13 protein-coding genes and 1 tRNA gene are annotated in these 14,026 nt (G+C 59.1%); 3 read left to right on the forward strand and 11 right to left on the reverse strand.

Translation table 11 applies throughout. The annotated features are described in order from the left end of the window. Positions 1-2: 2 nt before the first annotated feature. Positions 3-1,265, reverse strand: a complete 1,263-nt coding sequence (locus tag ACN20X_RS26145) for a hypothetical protein (protein WP_473210031.1) — start codon at positions 1,263-1,265, stop codon at positions 3-5. A 788-nt stretch (positions 1,266-2,053) separates the two neighbouring features. Here ACN20X_RS26145 and ACN20X_RS26150 point away from each other — a divergent pair. Together ACN20X_RS26150 and ACN20X_RS26155 are read left to right on the forward strand one after the other, a co-directional pair. After that, positions 2,054-2,839 carry a toll-Interleukin receptor gene (locus ACN20X_RS26150; protein WP_473210032.1) on the forward strand — a complete coding sequence of 262 codons (786 nt, stop codon included), beginning with the start codon at positions 2,054-2,056 and terminating at the stop codon, positions 2,837-2,839. Between the two features lie 40 nt (positions 2,840-2,879). Next, entirely contained in the window at positions 2,880-3,536 is a 657-nt protein-coding gene (locus ACN20X_RS26155; RefSeq protein WP_473210033.1) for a hypothetical protein, read from the forward strand. 528 nt (positions 3,537-4,064) lie between these two features. Here the strand turns inward: ACN20X_RS26155 and ACN20X_RS26160 are convergent. The 7 genes from ACN20X_RS26160 to petA form a co-directional block, all read right to left on the reverse strand. Continuing rightward, positions 4,065-5,303, reverse strand: a complete 1,239-nt coding sequence (locus ACN20X_RS26160; protein WP_473210034.1) for a tyrosine-type recombinase/integrase — start codon at positions 5,301-5,303, stop codon at positions 4,065-4,067. A gap of 174 nt (positions 5,304-5,477) precedes the next feature. Continuing rightward, positions 5,478-5,553: transfer RNA gene (locus ACN20X_RS26165), tRNA-Thr, on the reverse strand. Positions 5,554-5,652: 99 nt separating this feature from the next. Then, on the reverse strand, positions 5,653-6,183 hold the full coding sequence (locus ACN20X_RS26170) for a ClpXP protease specificity-enhancing factor (protein WP_017405520.1): 531 nt from the start codon (positions 6,181-6,183) through the stop codon (positions 5,653-5,655). Positions 6,184-6,293: 110 nt separating this feature from the next. Further along, entirely contained in the window at positions 6,294-6,905 is a 612-nt protein-coding gene (locus tag ACN20X_RS26175) for a glutathione S-transferase N-terminal domain-containing protein (RefSeq protein WP_012207298.1), read from the reverse strand. Positions 6,906-7,009: 104 nt separating this feature from the next. Continuing rightward, on the reverse strand, positions 7,010-7,765 hold the full coding sequence (locus tag ACN20X_RS26180) for a cytochrome c1 (protein ID WP_016445599.1): 756 nt from the start codon (positions 7,763-7,765) through the stop codon (positions 7,010-7,012). 17 nt (positions 7,766-7,782) lie between these two features. After that, on the reverse strand, positions 7,783-9,198 hold the full coding sequence (locus tag ACN20X_RS26185) for a cytochrome b (protein ID WP_016451018.1): 1,416 nt from the start codon (positions 9,196-9,198) through the stop codon (positions 7,783-7,785). 14 nt (positions 9,199-9,212) lie between these two features. Then, entirely contained in the window at positions 9,213-9,809 is a 597-nt protein-coding gene (gene petA, locus ACN20X_RS26190; protein ID WP_016445597.1) for a ubiquinol-cytochrome c reductase iron-sulfur subunit, read from the reverse strand. A 149-nt stretch (positions 9,810-9,958) separates the two neighbouring features. On the opposite strand from petA, the gene mscL reads away from it, so the two are divergent. After that, on the forward strand, positions 9,959-10,387 hold the full coding sequence (gene mscL / locus ACN20X_RS26195; protein WP_012207302.1) for a large conductance mechanosensitive channel protein MscL: 429 nt from the start codon (positions 9,959-9,961) through the stop codon (positions 10,385-10,387). 92 nt (positions 10,388-10,479) lie between these two features. On the opposite strand, the gene pdxA is transcribed toward mscL, so the two are convergent. The 3 genes from pdxA to ACN20X_RS26210 all read right to left on the reverse strand — a co-directional run bounded on the left by pdxA (position 10,480) and on the right by ACN20X_RS26210 (position 13,804). After that, positions 10,480-11,541, reverse strand: coding sequence for a 4-hydroxythreonine-4-phosphate dehydrogenase PdxA (gene pdxA / locus ACN20X_RS26200; protein WP_432675311.1), 1,062 nt, complete (start codon positions 11,539-11,541; stop codon positions 10,480-10,482). 101 nt (positions 11,542-11,642) lie between these two features. Next, positions 11,643-12,404: a Nif3-like dinuclear metal center hexameric protein gene (locus tag ACN20X_RS26205; RefSeq protein WP_203400443.1), complete on the reverse strand. Its 762-nt coding sequence runs from the start codon at positions 12,402-12,404 to the stop codon at positions 11,643-11,645. A gap of 74 nt (positions 12,405-12,478) precedes the next feature. Continuing rightward, positions 12,479-13,804, reverse strand: a complete 1,326-nt coding sequence (locus ACN20X_RS26210) for an MFS transporter (protein ID WP_016445594.1) — start codon at positions 13,802-13,804, stop codon at positions 12,479-12,481. Positions 13,805-14,026 lie beyond the last annotated feature (222 nt).

A 14,026-nucleotide genomic window follows, 5' to 3' on the forward strand; every position in this document is an offset into this window, starting at 1 on the left:
CCTTAATGTGCCTCGAGCTGCAGCCTCTTCACCCAAAGGTTGGTAGTCAAGTTGGGCATGACATACCACTGGCCTTCGACCGCGCTACGCACCATAGGCTCGAAAGAAGGGTCCGCGTACATCATTCTTAGATGTCCCGAGAACTCGTCTCGCCGTCCGGCAACTTCAACCTGGACATCCACACTGACCGTGGTAATGCTAGCAGTTACGTCACGGATACCGCTGATAGACCAATGCAGCACGCGTATCCCCTTTAGTTCCTGGCGAAGTTGCCCCGCGCGGTGGGCCCTTGAGCGCTGAGGATAGTCAACGTGAAGCGCAGCCAGCGCTCCGTAGTTGGCCTTTTCCAGAAACTGCAAGTACTTTGCGGCGACCGTTTCAGGCAGCGTATCGTCGGCCAGTTCCGCGCATGATTTGTCGATAGCCAAGCTGGTGCGCTCAGGTCTGGGCTGCCATGCATCCAACGCCGCCTTGAGGTCTGCTGTTTGGCGCATGGATTTTGCAATCTCTTGGAAGCTGGCCGGCCGCTGCTCCTCTTCTGCGCGGGCAAGCCGCTTTGCTTCGTCTTTGATGCTGACAAAGTAGTCAGTGGTGGCCTGGAGCAGGTTGAGTGCCTTGGCTGCGACGATGGGATAGCCGTAGTTCGGGTTTAGCCCATGGACGACGCCATGTCTAAAGGGGGCGTCAATGGGATCCTCGCTCAGCTTGCGCCGAGTGGCTCCAAGCACCTTCAACGCTTCCGCCAACCCGCCTGTGCCGCTAGTCTGAGTATCGAAGACGTCCGCGTCCGCGCCGCCAGAAAACGGATGCTTGCCAGAACTTGTTGTGCAGATTCCGTCGATGATGACGAGAATGAGAGGAACGGCACTGAGCCAATCTTCCGTCTTACACCGCTCGATGGCGCGCTCGTAGATTGCGACCCAAGGCTGAAACTGGGGCAGATGAAATCTGTAGCCTAACACCTGTAGAGTCTGCTCATCGAGGTGGTGCTGCGTGAGGATCTGCTCTCCCTGCTCCACGCTGCAATTCTCCAATTCTATGAGGACCTTCGATGACATGCGGTCGTAATTCGCCCAACCGAGCGGCACGTAACGCTCGGAGAATAGCGCGATGCTCATCTTTATCTTCTCCACGGCCGCCAATTGGGACTCCACTTGGCGCCAGCTTTCTCGCACTTGGGGGCTGAAGAAGCCGAAGGCCTTGGCTACTAGGCGCATGGCCGACAGTTGATCAGATATGTGTTCGTAGGGGGTCTTTGGTGACATATTTTTAACCGATTGTCAACGAGCGGCGCTGTCAAGGCAACAGCCGCGCCGTTCGGTGCAGTGACTGTTAGCGCCGCAAGCGCTGGTCGCCATTCGTTCTCGAGTCAAAATTACCCTCAATACTTCCGCGAACCTACGAAAAACAAGCCAAGGGCGCGGCAAGTGGCGTCCACGAGAAAATGCAGCAGCTCACGCTGCATCAATCTTCACTCAGCAATGTCTACAAGACACCTATTTCCAGCCAACGAACGCTCGTAACATGTTGATCTAATTGGTTTGAAAATTCAAAAAACCAGTTTCTACGGAGGGTCCCTAGCATCAATGTACTGGATGAATTCTGTGCAAAGCGCTTTCGATAACTCGAACGCACAGTAGCTTGCCGGCAAGCAGTCACACGCGATTGCTTTGGGTGTGCCCCCTCACCATTTTGACGGTCTCCGTTCACAGACTGAAGGCGTCGCACAGGCGACACAAAGCGTTCCCTCATGCAAGACCCAGTGAAGCCAGCATCATGTGATGTGCTAGGCCAGTAGGATGCTCCAACTCCGTGCGCAAGCTATAGTGCGGGAAGAATGCGCTCGCCAGGCTGATCCAGTTGCAGCGTTGCAAGCAACTTATGTAAATGGCGGATTTCCGTTTTAATTTAATAGTCTATTTTCATACTAAAACACGCCAAGACGCTAAGCTGTGATTTATCTTAAGGAGAGGCTACTACTCAGAACAATCCACAATATGTGATTTTCCTACAGTTTTCTTTGCAATTAATCCCGATAAAATGGGGAGATGATATGAAGGTTTTTTTAAGTTGGTCTGGTCAGCGCAGCAAAGAGATTGCAAATCTACTTAGTGATTGGCTATGTTGTGTTATTCAGGCATCTCGCCCATGGATTTCGACACGCGATCTAGATAGAGGAACGCTTTGGTTTGGAGAAATTAACGATCAATTAAAAGATACAACCGTCGGAATTATATGCTTAACTCAAGAGAATAAAGGCCGTCCCTGGATACTTTTTGAGGCTGGGGCACTGGCAAAAGGTCTTTCCACATCCAGAGTATGCACTCTTCTGATTGATTTGGAACCAAAAGACATTGAAGATCCACTAGCTCAATTCAATCATACCTTTCCTACACGTGAAAGCGTGCTGGGTCTTGTAAAGACTTTAAATAGTGCACTCGCATCAGGCGGGCTAGACACACGAATTCTTGAACAAGTATTTGATACATACTGGCCACAATTTGAAGACAGATTTTCAAAGATTCTTAAAAGCACAGAGACGCAGGCTCCGTCAAAACCACGCGCCAAAGAAGATGTTTGGAGTGAGATTCTTGAAAATACAAGAGTACTGAACTCCAGAATTAGAAGGCTCGAATATGAAAGCGAACGATACAACATAAGAAACCCGGATATACAAACAAGCATGGCACAAGAGGAAGCCATATTAATGCTCAAGTCTGGCGCCCCCATAAATTTAGTCATGGACCGCTTCAGAGGCCGCCTGCCATTCAGTATGCTCAAAGAACTGATTTCAAACCACGAGGCTGGAAATTCAGCAAAAGAATCTAGCCCAAAATAGAACCAAATGATATTAAGTCAGTAATTTAATTTCCCATCCTATGACACCATCTGCGAAATTCAATGCATTGCTTGCAAGTATAACCGTGGCACTAATGTTCGTTCTTATTGCATATGTAGCGCCTGAAGCAACGAAATATAGCGGATTCTTTCCATTTGCGCTTCCAATTGCAGCACTGATTGGCTCTGCCGGACTATATCGTCTATTGTCAATTGGCATTAGGTGGTTGATGGAACGGTGGGATTGGCTTTACGGAGTAATTCTTGGCGAGCACTACATTCACGGCACGTGGATCGGTTGGTTCTATGGACATTCCAATGAGCGCCGCTACATGATCGAGCACTTCGTTCAAGATTTGGACGGGTTCGTAGTGACAGGGCGATCCTTCACTGGAACGATGAAGGAGCATGGCTACTGGGAGAGCGAGTCAACAATGCTCGACGTAAAAAAGGGCAGGTTGGTTTTCACATATAGGTTCGATGTACTCACCCAAGAAAATTCTTTGGTTGGTATTCATTCTTCTCTATTCGAGCGCTTGTCAGCGCGTCATGCACCAACTGGATACTCTGGTTTAGCCCACGATCTGAACGACCATGTTCGAATTGCGGTGCATTCCCAGAAATTATCCAGCAAACTGATTCCCTGGGCGGAGGCGCTTGCTGTAGCAGAAAAGCGTTTCGGGGACGATATAGCTTAACCAGATGCTCGAAACGGTATTCCTTGGCAAGCTGCAGCTCTCAACATAATCACCAACCATCGGCATTTCGCCCCGAGGACATCTACGCAATTTGACGACGCCGCCTTTCAAGCACGGGGCGGCGGCACGTCGATGCACCCATCACCTGGTCAGATGGCACTCCGTGATGACCTCCACGCCAGGTGGATGCCGAGGTGGCTACAGCTGCCTTAGGGTTTAGCTCAAAGTAGCATAGGGCTAGGGCTTTCGCCACGATTCCCGTGGAAAAACCAGTGTGAAGTGTCGTTTCACGCGGCTAGCACGCCAAGACCGCTACATATTCATTAGCAATAAGCACAGCATGCACTAGGCGGAACACTTGGAACACCATGACTTCTTATGGTGTTCCAAAAAAGGAAGGAAAAAATAATAATCAAATCAACAACTTACCTTATATGGAACACCGGAACACTCGGAACACCACAAAAATACAAATCGCGCGCGACAAAAGAAACAAAATGTTTCAGTATTGATCTTCTTCCAGCTGCTTCACGCAGCACGCACACCAGCAAGGTCTGCCGCCATGGCGTCCAGCCTGTCGGCCCACCACTGCATCAGTTCACGGCGCTGGGACAGGTACTGCGCTTTGTTGTAGACGCCCTCAGTGCCTCTGACCTTGTGGGCCAAGGCGCTATCCACGATGCGCCACTCCTTGCCAGCCTCGTTGGCCGCCGTACTGAAGAGGTGGCGCATGCCGTGGGGTGTCTGCCGCCCCTTGTAGCCCATGCGGGAAAGGGCCTGATTGAACGTCATGTTGCTGATGGGCGTGTCCATGCTGGCGCGGCCCGGGAACAGGAGCGGGCTCTTTCCGGCGTACTGCTTCAGTTCATGCAACAGCTTGACGGCCTGGCCTGGCAGCGGGAACACGAACTCGCGGCGCTCCTTCTTCCGGCTGGCCGCCACAGTCCATAGCCCCGCCTCAAGGTCGAACTCATCCCATGGAGCTTCACGCAGCTCGGACGGGCGCACGGCCAGCAGCGCCAGCAACTGCAACCCGATGGACAGAGAGCGCGAAGGATGGGCGCGCATCGCACGAATCAGGCCGGGAACCTCTGCTTGGGATACATGGGCAAAGTTCTCATTGCGGCTGGGCGCGATGAACTTGTGCAGGTTGTCGATGGGGTTGAACTGTGAGCGGTCGGTCACCTGGGCCAGGGCGTAGATGTCGCGGCAGTAGGCCCGTGCCTTTGCGATGGTTTCGAGAATGCCCTTTTCCTCCATCCGCTTGAACAGGGCAAACCATTCGCTGGCGGGGATGGCTGTGTAGTCCCGTGCTCCCATGCTGGGCAGAACGTGGTTTTCAATCATGGCCTTGGCGCGGTCGTAGGTGTCACCTGTCCAGCTCTTGGCGTCCTTCTTGACCTTAAGCCACTCCGCTGCCAGTTGGGCGAATGTCTCGCGTGGCTCCACACCTTCCAGCGCAGGCGGGCTTTTCACCTGTGGCAGCGGAACTCCCTCATCCTTGGACTGCTTGAGCCACTGGCGGGCCTTCTCGCGCGCCTGCTGGCCGGTGAGCTGATGCGTACCCTTGCCGTATCCACCAATCCCCAGCCAAGCCCACTTCCCTTCTGGCGTCTTGTACCTGAGCTGCCAATCCTTCGTGCCGCTCGGCTTCACTCGCAGGTACACGCCATCGCCGTGCCGCTCACGGTACATGGTGGCGCCCGGCTCAAGGCTCTCTATCACCGTATCCGGCATGGGCCTTCGCTTGATTTCTTCTCGCTTCATGCCTTGTATCCCTGAGTTAGAAAAACCAGGAGATTTTGCAGGGATACACGAGGGGATACAAGAAAAGTCGCGCTGTGTAGCTGCATGCATGGGCATGTACAGGCATGCTTACACGGCTAAACCTTTGTCAGAAAACAAAAAACCCGTATGTTTGAGCATACGGGTTCATGTTTTTGGTGCCGGTTGTCGGATTCGAACTGACGACCTACCGCTTACAAGGCGGGTGCTCTACCAACTGAGCTAAACCGGCGAAGCACGCATTCTAGCGCAGAAAAATGCTGCCTCAGACTTTCCCGATGGGGCCAAGCACGCTTGCGGGAGCAACGGCATGCGCGCCGATGCGAAAAACCTACTTGACCAGCTTCAGCGAAGGCCGCGTGCCCGAAGGCGGCGGCGTGCGCGGTGGCTCTTCGTCATCACCTTCGCTGTGGATGCTCACCAGCTGCACCACGCGCTCGTCGGATGCAGGCTCGGCCGGCACCTCAGCGGCGGCGTCCTGTGGCACAGGCTCATCGGACGCCTGCCCGGGCGAAACATCGTTGTCGGCTTCGGCCTCGGGCTCCGGCGCCGGGAAAGCCATGCCTTGCCCGGTCTCGCGTGCGTAGATGGCCATCACCTGCTCCACGGGCACCATGATTTCGCGGGGCTTGCCGCCAAAGCGGGCCGTGAAGCTGATGAAATCATTGCCCATCTGCAGGCCGCTGGTGGCGTCGTAGCTGACGTTGAGCACGATCTCGCCGTCGCGCACGAACTCGCGCGGCACCTGCACATTGCGGTCCACACGCACGGCGATGTGGGGCGTGAAGCCGTTGTCGGTGCACCACTCGTACAGTGCCCGGATCAGGTAGGGGCGGGTGGAAGTTGCTTCGGGGGCAGTCATGACGATCCCAGGAAATGAGTGGTCTGAGTAGTCGGAACACGAAAACGGGCAGGATGGCGACCGGTTGACCGCCTTCCCTGCCCGCGCAATCAGTCGTCAACCGATGCGAATTACTTGCGCATCACCTTCTCGGAAGGCGTCAGCGCTTCGATGTAGGCAGGGCGCGAGAAGATGCGCTCGGCGTACTTGAGCAGCGGGGCGGCGTTCTTGGACACCTCGATGCCGTAGTAGTCCAGGCGCCACAGCAGCGGGGCGATGGCCACGTCCAGCATGGAGAAGTTCTCGCCCAGCATGTACTTGTTCTTGAGGAACACGGGAGCCAGCTGCGTCAGGCGGTCGCGGATGTGGGCGCGGGCCTTCTCGATGGCCTTTTCGTTGCCCTTGACGTTGCGCTCCTCGAGCGTGCTCACGTGGACGAACAGTTCCTTTTCGAAATTCAGCAGGAACAGGCGCACGCGGGCGCGGTCCACCGGGTCGCCGGGCATCAGCTGGGGATGCGGGAAGCGCTCGTCGATGTACTCGTTGATGATGTTCGATTCGTACAGGATCAGGTCGCGCTCGACCAGGATGGGCACCTGGCCGTACGGATTCATCACGCTGATGTCTTCAGGCTTGCTGAACAGGTCCACATCGCGGATCTCGAAGTCCATGCCTTTTTCGAACAGGACGAAGCGGCAACGGTGTGAAAAGGGGCAGGTCGTTCCCGAATAAAGCACCATCATGGTGGAGGCTCCTAAAAATCAAAAAGAGTGGGTCGCTCGCGGCGCCCACTCTGCACACAGTTCAGCCGCAGCAATTGCTTGCACGGCCTTCTGCAGTCACGGTTTTATTTGACGTCTTTCCAGAACGCGGCGTTGAGGCGCCATGCGATGAAGATGAAGACCGCCAGGAAAAGCAGCACACCCACGCCAATGCGGGTGCGGCTGTTCTGTGCCGGCTCACCCATCCATTGCAGGTAGTTCACCAGATCGCCAACTGCCTGATCGTACTGCACTGCGCTCATGCTGCCAGGAGAGACCTGCTCCCACCCCTTGAAAACCTGGGTCTTCACACCGTGCTCCTCGGCTTCTTCGAAGATAGCGCGGCGCTCGCCCTGCAGTTGCCACAGCGCATGGGGCATGCCCACGCTGGGGAAGGCCAGATTGTTCCAGCCCGTGGCCTTGGTGTCGTCGCGGTAGAAGGTGCGCAGGAAGGTGTAGAGGTAGTCGGCGCCCGTGCCGTTGTGGCCGGCACGCGAACGTGCGATCACCGTCAGGTCCGGAGGATTGGCGCCGAACCACTCCTTGGCTTCCTTGGGGTTGATGGCCGCCTTCATGGTCTCGCCGACCTTATCGGTGGTGAAAAGCAGGTTGTCCTTGATTTCCTGCTCGGTCAGCCCGATGTCCTGCAGCCGGTTGAAGCGCATGAATGCGGCCGAGTGGCAGCTCAGGCAGTAGTTGACGAACAGCTTGGCGCCGTTTTGCAGCGATGCCGTGTCATTCGTCTTGCCCGGGGCCTTGTCCCAGGCGATGCCGCCTTCGGCAGCCTGTGCACCGGTCACGATGCCCAGGGCCGCGATCAACGTGAGAATCAGTTTCTTCATTGTTGTTCTCTCCAGCTTCAGTGCGGCTTGAACGTCACACGATCGGGAACGGGTTTTGTCTTGCCCAGACGGCTCCACCAGGGCATCAGCAGGAAGAAGCCGAAGTAGAACAGCGTTCCGACCTGGGACACGCGCTCGCCGATGGGCGAAGGCGGCTGCACGCCGAGATAGGCCAGGATCACGAAGTTGATCACGAAGATGCCGTAGAGATACTTGTGCCAGCTCGGGCGGTAGCGGATGGACTTGACCGGGCTGCAATCGAGCCAGGGCAGCGCGAACAGGATGATCACGGCACCGCCCATCACCACCACACCCCAGAACTTGGCATCGATGGACAGCATCATGGCGATGACGCCCAGGGCCACGATGGCGACCACGCCCTTGACGGCGGCCGGCAGGCGCGACTTGAGCACGCCAAAGCCCGCACCCAGCACCACGCAGGCGATGAGCACGTACATCATCTCGCTGGTGATGGCACGCAGCATCGAGTAGAACGGCGTGAAGTACCAGACCGGCGCAATGTGCGAAGGCGTCTTCAGCGGATCGGCCGGGATGAAGTTGTTGTACTCCAGGAAGTAGCCGCCGAACTCGGGCGCGAAGAACACCACGGCCGAGAACAGGAACAGGAACACCGTCACGCCGAAGATGTCGTGCACCGTGTAGTAGGGATGGAAGGGAATGCCGTCCAGCGGATGGCCCTTGGCGTCCTTGGGCGCGTTGGGGCCCTTGATCTCGATGCCATCCGGGTTGTTGGAGCCCACATCGTGCAGCGCCAGCAAGTGGGCCACGACCAAGCCCAGCAGCACCAGGGGCACGGCGATCACGTGGAAGCTGAAGAAGCGGTTGAGCGTGGCATCGCCCACCACGTAGTCGCCACGGATCAGCAGCGCCAGGTCAGGGCCGATGAAGGGAATCGCCGAGAACAGGTTCACGATCACCTGGGCGCCCCAGTACGACATCTGGCCCCAGGGCAGCAGGTAGCCCATGAAGGCCTCGGCCATCAGCACCAGGAAGATGGCGCAGCCGAAGATCCAGACCAGTTCGCGCGGCTTGCGGTACGAACCGTACAGAAGACCGCGGAACATGTGCAGATAGACCACGACGAAGAAGGCCGACGCACCCGTGGAGTGCATGTAGCGGATCAGCCAGCCCCAGGGCACATCGCGCATGATGTACTCCACCGAGGCGAACGCCTTTTCGGCGTCGGGCTTGTAGTGCATCACCAGGAAGATGCCGGTGACGATCTGGATCACCAGCACCAGCAGCGCCAGCGAGCCGAAGATGTACCAGAAGTTGAAATTCTTCGGAGCGTAGTACTCCGACATGTGCACGCGATAGGCGTCGAAAGCCGTGGGAAAACGGTTCTCGAACCAGTTCGTGAGCTTGGCGCCGGCGGGCGCATTCGGATCGATGTCCTTGAATTCGTGGGCCATTGTTCTTGTCTCCCTCAAGCCTTGTCTTCACCAATGAGGAGCTTGGTCTCCGACAGGTACATGTGCGGCGGCACCTGCAGGTTGTCGGGAGCCGGCTTGTTCTTGAAGACACGGCCAGCCATGTCGAAGGTCGAGCCATGGCAGGGGCACAGGAAGCCGCCCTTCCAGTCGCTGGGCAGCGAGGGCTGGGCGCCCGGCTGGAACTTGTCGGAAGGCGAGCAGCCCAGATGCGTGCAGATGCCGACGACGACCAGCACTTCGGGCTTGATCGAGCGGGCCTCGTTCATCGCATAGGGCGGCGTGAACTCTTCAGGGTGGCGCTTGGATTGGGGATCGGCCAACTGGCTGTCCAGTTCGGGCAGCTCCTTGATCTGGTCAGGCGTGCGCTTGATGATCCAGACGGGCTTGCCGCGCCACTCGACCGTGAGCTTCTCGCCGTCCTTGAGGGCGGAGATATCGACCTCCACTGCAGCCCCGGCGGCTTTGGCCTTCTCGGATGGCTGGAAGGTGCTCACGAACGGGACGGCTGTCGCCACGCCGCCCACCGCACCAGCGCACGCCGACGTGATGATCCACGTCCGCTTGCTGGAGTCGATTGGAGTGTCACTCATGGGGTTCCTCGAACTACGTCGCTTGAGTTGGGGTCAACAATAAATTGTAGCGGGGCGAGTATGGTTATTCCATGCTGCTTGTGCCGTTGACAGGCTCCAAAGCCGCGCAATACTGCGCTATCTCAAACTCTTTCCAGATGGAGCCAGCCATGGGCATGATGCAGGAATTTCGTGAGTTCGCAGTTAAGGGAAACGTGGTAGATCTCGCCGTGGGCGTCATCATTGGTGGAGCGTTTGGCAAAATCGTTGATTCCGTGGTAAACGACCTGATCATGCCGGTCGTGGGCCTGGTTTTCGGCAAGCTGGACTTCTCCAATCTGTTCGTCGTGCTGGGCAGCGTACCCCCCGGAACGGCGATGACGCTCGATGCGCTCAAGAAGGCCGGCGTCCCCGTATTTGCCTATGGAAACTTCATCACGGTGGCAGTGAACTTCATCATCCTGGCCTTCATCATTTTCATGATGGTCAAGCAGATCAACCGCCTGCGCCGCGAGGCACCAGCAGCCCCCGCTCCCGCGCCCGTCACCCCCGAAGACATCGTGCTGCTGCGCGAGATTCGCGACAGCCTCAAGCGCTGAAATCCGTGTTTTGACGCAAATCAAAACGCCCGTGGCATGGTTGCCACGGGCGTTTTCCATTACTGCAGATTCCCGATGCTTGGGCTAGCCATTCAAGCCGCCAATTTGCGCGCCATTCGCACGGCCTCAATCAGGCTTCCGGCCTCTGCAACACCCTGCCCCGCAATATCGAAAGCCGTGCCGTGGTCCGGACTGGTGCGTACCAGCGGCAGCCCCAATGTGACATTCACGCCTTTTTCCACGCCCAGGTACTTCACGGGAATCAGTCCCTGGTCGTGGTACATGGCCAGCACCGCGTCGAACTCGCCGGGATGGCCGGGAGCATTGCGGGCGCGCATGAACACCGTATCGGGCGCAAAAGGTCCGTGGGCGTCCAGGCCCTCGGCGCGCGCCTGGGCGATGGCCGGGGCAATGATCTCCACCTCCTCGCTGCCGAACAGGCCGCCCTCGCCCGCATGCGGGTTCAGCCCTGCCACACCGATCCGCGGCGGGCGGCCCAGGCTGCGAGACAGGGCCTCATGCGTGATGCGCAAGGTCTGCAGCAGGTTGTCCTTCGTTACCGCATCGATCGCCTTGCGCAGCGAGGTATGGATGCTGACCAGCACCGTGCGCAGCTCATCGTTGGCCAGCATCATGCGCACCGGCATGCGGTCCAGGCCCACACCCGCATGCTGCGCAGCCTCGAACTGCAGCAGCTCGGTATGACCAGGAAAGTCCACGCCTGCAGCATGCAGCGCCTCCTTGTGCAGAGGCGCCGTCACAAGAGCCGCGATTTCGCCTCGCAAGGCAGCCCGTGCGGCCCAGACCACGCAGCGCGCAGCCGCGTCACCGGCGCTGGCACTCACCTGGCCCCAGGGCGCAGGACCGGGCAGCCCGGGCAGCTCCAGCAAAGGGATGCAATGGGGCGGCACCTGCCACAGTTGCTCAGCCGACTCGATGACGGCCACGGGCATGGGAATGGCGTTGTCGCCATCGCGCGCACGCGCCGCCACGGCGGCTGCCCGGCGCAGCGTCTGCAACTCGCCGACGACGAAGCAGCCGCGCATCTGCTCGGGCGCGTCCATGAACGCCTTGGCAATGGTCTCGGGTCCCACCCCGGCAGAGTCGCCCTGGGTGATGGCCATCAAGGCCGTGGACTGTGTGGAATCAGGCATTTTCAGTATCCGGATCAGGCAAGCCGGGCATTCGCGCCGCGCTTGCAGCAAAAGGCCTCGCCCCCTGGGCGGGCCAATAGTGGGCCACTAACAGGCCAGCATCAGGCCGGATTGTCGATCTCGATGAAACAGTGCTCCAGCCCCAGCTCCAATGCCACCTGGCCCGCCAGGGCCGGCGCGCCGTAGCGCTCCGTGGCATGGTGGCCTGCCGCCAGGAAGGCCACGCCCGTCTCGCGCGCCAGGTGCGCCTGCGGCTCGGAAATCTCGCCCGTGATGAAGGCATCGGCCCCAGCGGCAATCGCGGCCTCGAAGAAACCTTGCGCGCCGCCCGTGCACCAGGCAATGCGGCGAATGGGGTGATTGGGGCGCAGGCGCTCTCCCCCCACGCAGACAGGCGTGCGCCCCAGCGCCTGCTCCACATGCCTGCCCAACGCAGCCGCATCGGCAAAATCCGCTGCCGCCATCCAGCCCAGGTTCTGCTCGCCAAACGTAGCCTGGCCCTCAAGCCCCAGCTGCACGCCCAACTGCGCGTTGTTGCCCCATTGCGGATGGGCATCCAGCGGCAGATGGTAGGCAAAGAGATTGATGTCGTGGGCCAGCAGCAGGCGGATGCGCTCCTTGAGCCAGCCCGTGATGCGGCCATCCATGCCGCGCCAGAACAGGCCGTGGTGCACGAAGATGGCATCGGCCTGCGCCTCGATGGCCGCCTCGATCAGCGCGCGGCTGGCCGTCACCCCGCTGACGATGCGGCGGATCTCGCCGCGCCCCTCCACCTGCAGGCCGTTGGGACCATAGTCTTTGAAGCGCTCGGGCTGCAGCAAACCGTCGAAGTGGGCCAGGAGTTCTTGTCGCGTGGTGCTCATGAAAGGATTGTCAGCGATCCATGCGGCGCCCAGGAAAAAGGGCAGCCATGCTGCCCTTCATTCCACTGCCAAGCTCAGCCGCGCCTGGGTTGCCAACCACGGCAGGCAAGGGGCCAGAAGCCGATGGCCGCGCCCAGGATGCCCATGGCCGCCACATAGTGGGCCGGCGCCATCACATCCACCTGTTGCCACACGGACACCAGCATGGGCGTCATGCCGCCGAACACCGCATAGGCCATGTTGTAGGCAAAGGACAGGCCCGTGAAACGCACCTCGGCCGGGAAGGCGCGCACGCCCACCACCGGCAGCAGCGCAATGCTGCCCACGAAAAAGCCCACCAGCGCATAGCTCCACACCAGCGAGGACGCCGTGCCCGGCAGGTTCAGATAGAACGCATATGCCGTCACCGTCATGCCCAGCCAGCCCGTGACCATGGCCACACGCGTGCCCATCCGGTCGGACAGCCAGCCCCAGAACACGCAGCCCAGCGTCAGCGTCACCGTGGCCACGGCATTGGCCTTCATGGCCAGGGCCGCGTCGATGTGGAAGACCTTTTGCAGATAGGCCGGAGTGAACAGCACCACCACCACGATGGCCGTGGACAGCACCCAGGTCATCAGCGCCACCAGCACGCAGGCCTGGCGGTGGTCGCGCACGATGGTCTTGAGCGGCAGTTCGCGGTCGGCCTGCTTGCGCGCCATCAGCTCCTGGAAAATGGGTGTCTCGTGCAGGAACTTGCGCAGATAGACCGACACCAGGCCGAACACGCCGCCCAGGATGAAGGGCATGCGCCAGGCCCAGTCGTGGATCTCCTCGGCGCTGTAGGTGCTGTTGAGCCAGACACCGATGATGGAGCCCAGGAAAATGCCGCCCGTGATGCCCGAAGTCAGCGAGCCGATGGCAAAGCCATAGTGGCGCGCCGGCGCATGCTCGGCCACGAAGACCCAGGCGCCCGGCATCTCGCCACCAATGGCCGCGCCCTGCAGCACGCGCATGGCCAGCAGCAAAATCGGCGCGGCAATGCCGATGGAGGCATAGGTGGGCAGCAGGCCGATCACCAGCGTGGGCACGGCCATCAGGAAGATGGACAGCGTGAACATCTTCTTGCGGCCCAGGATGTCGCCAAAGTGCGCAATCAGAATGCCGCCGATGGGCCGGGCCAGGTAGCCCGCCGCAAAAATGCCCAGCGTCTGCAGCTGGCGCAGCCAGTCCGGCATCTCGGCCGGGAAGAACAGCTTGCCGATGACATTGGCGAAGAAAACGAAAACGACGAAGTCGTAGAACTCCAGGGTGCCGCCCAGGGCCGACAGGCCCAGGGTCTTGTAGTCCTGTCGGTTGAGAGGACGTGCGGTCGCAACAGCGGGGGCCATGCCCGGCTGCGCTTGGTCAAGCGTAGTCATGGTTTTTTTCCAGGGATCGAACAGCAGGACGGCGCGGTGGATGCCACGGCAACGGATGGGCGTGCGGCGGCAGATCGTTCTGCAAGACTTCGGGATCGGAGGACTTGGCTCTCTCTTGGGGCCGGCTTGTGAGCCGGCGCAACAGCGAACGCGGCGTGGCGCAGTCGTCGGGGGATTCTAGGGTTTGTACTGTAGCTGTGTGGGGAGCGCGGCTTTGGTGCT

Source organism: Delftia sp. PX-1, from assembly GCF_055797465.1.

Coding starts and splice junctions, on each gene's coding strand:
- ACN20X_RS26145 (WP_473210031.1), bottom strand. CDS start 1,265: ATGTCACCAAAGACCCCCTACGAACACATATCTGATCAACTGTCGGCC.
- ACN20X_RS26150 (WP_473210032.1), top strand. CDS start 2,054: ATGAAGGTTTTTTTAAGTTGGTCTGGTCAGCGCAGCAAAGAGATTGCA.
- ACN20X_RS26155 (WP_473210033.1), top strand. CDS start 2,880: ATGACACCATCTGCGAAATTCAATGCATTGCTTGCAAGTATAACCGTG.
- ACN20X_RS26160 (WP_473210034.1), bottom strand. CDS start 5,303: ATGAAGCGAGAAGAAATCAAGCGAAGGCCCATGCCGGATACGGTGATA.
- ACN20X_RS26170 (WP_017405520.1), bottom strand. CDS start 6,183: ATGACTGCCCCCGAAGCAACTTCCACCCGCCCCTACCTGATCCGGGCA.
- ACN20X_RS26175 (WP_012207298.1), bottom strand. CDS start 6,905: ATGATGGTGCTTTATTCGGGAACGACCTGCCCCTTTTCACACCGTTGC.
- ACN20X_RS26180 (WP_016445599.1), bottom strand. CDS start 7,765: ATGAAGAAACTGATTCTCACGTTGATCGCGGCCCTGGGCATCGTGACC.
- ACN20X_RS26185 (WP_016451018.1), bottom strand. CDS start 9,198: ATGGCCCACGAATTCAAGGACATCGATCCGAATGCGCCCGCCGGCGCC.
- petA (WP_016445597.1), bottom strand. CDS start 9,809: ATGAGTGACACTCCAATCGACTCCAGCAAGCGGACGTGGATCATCACG.
- mscL (WP_012207302.1), top strand. CDS start 9,959: ATGGGCATGATGCAGGAATTTCGTGAGTTCGCAGTTAAGGGAAACGTG.
- pdxA (WP_432675311.1), bottom strand. CDS start 11,541: ATGCCTGATTCCACACAGTCCACGGCCTTGATGGCCATCACCCAGGGC.
- ACN20X_RS26205 (WP_203400443.1), bottom strand. CDS start 12,404: ATGAGCACCACGCGACAAGAACTCCTGGCCCACTTCGACGGTTTGCTG.
- ACN20X_RS26210 (WP_016445594.1), bottom strand. CDS start 13,804: ATGACTACGCTTGACCAAGCGCAGCCGGGCATGGCCCCCGCTGTTGCG.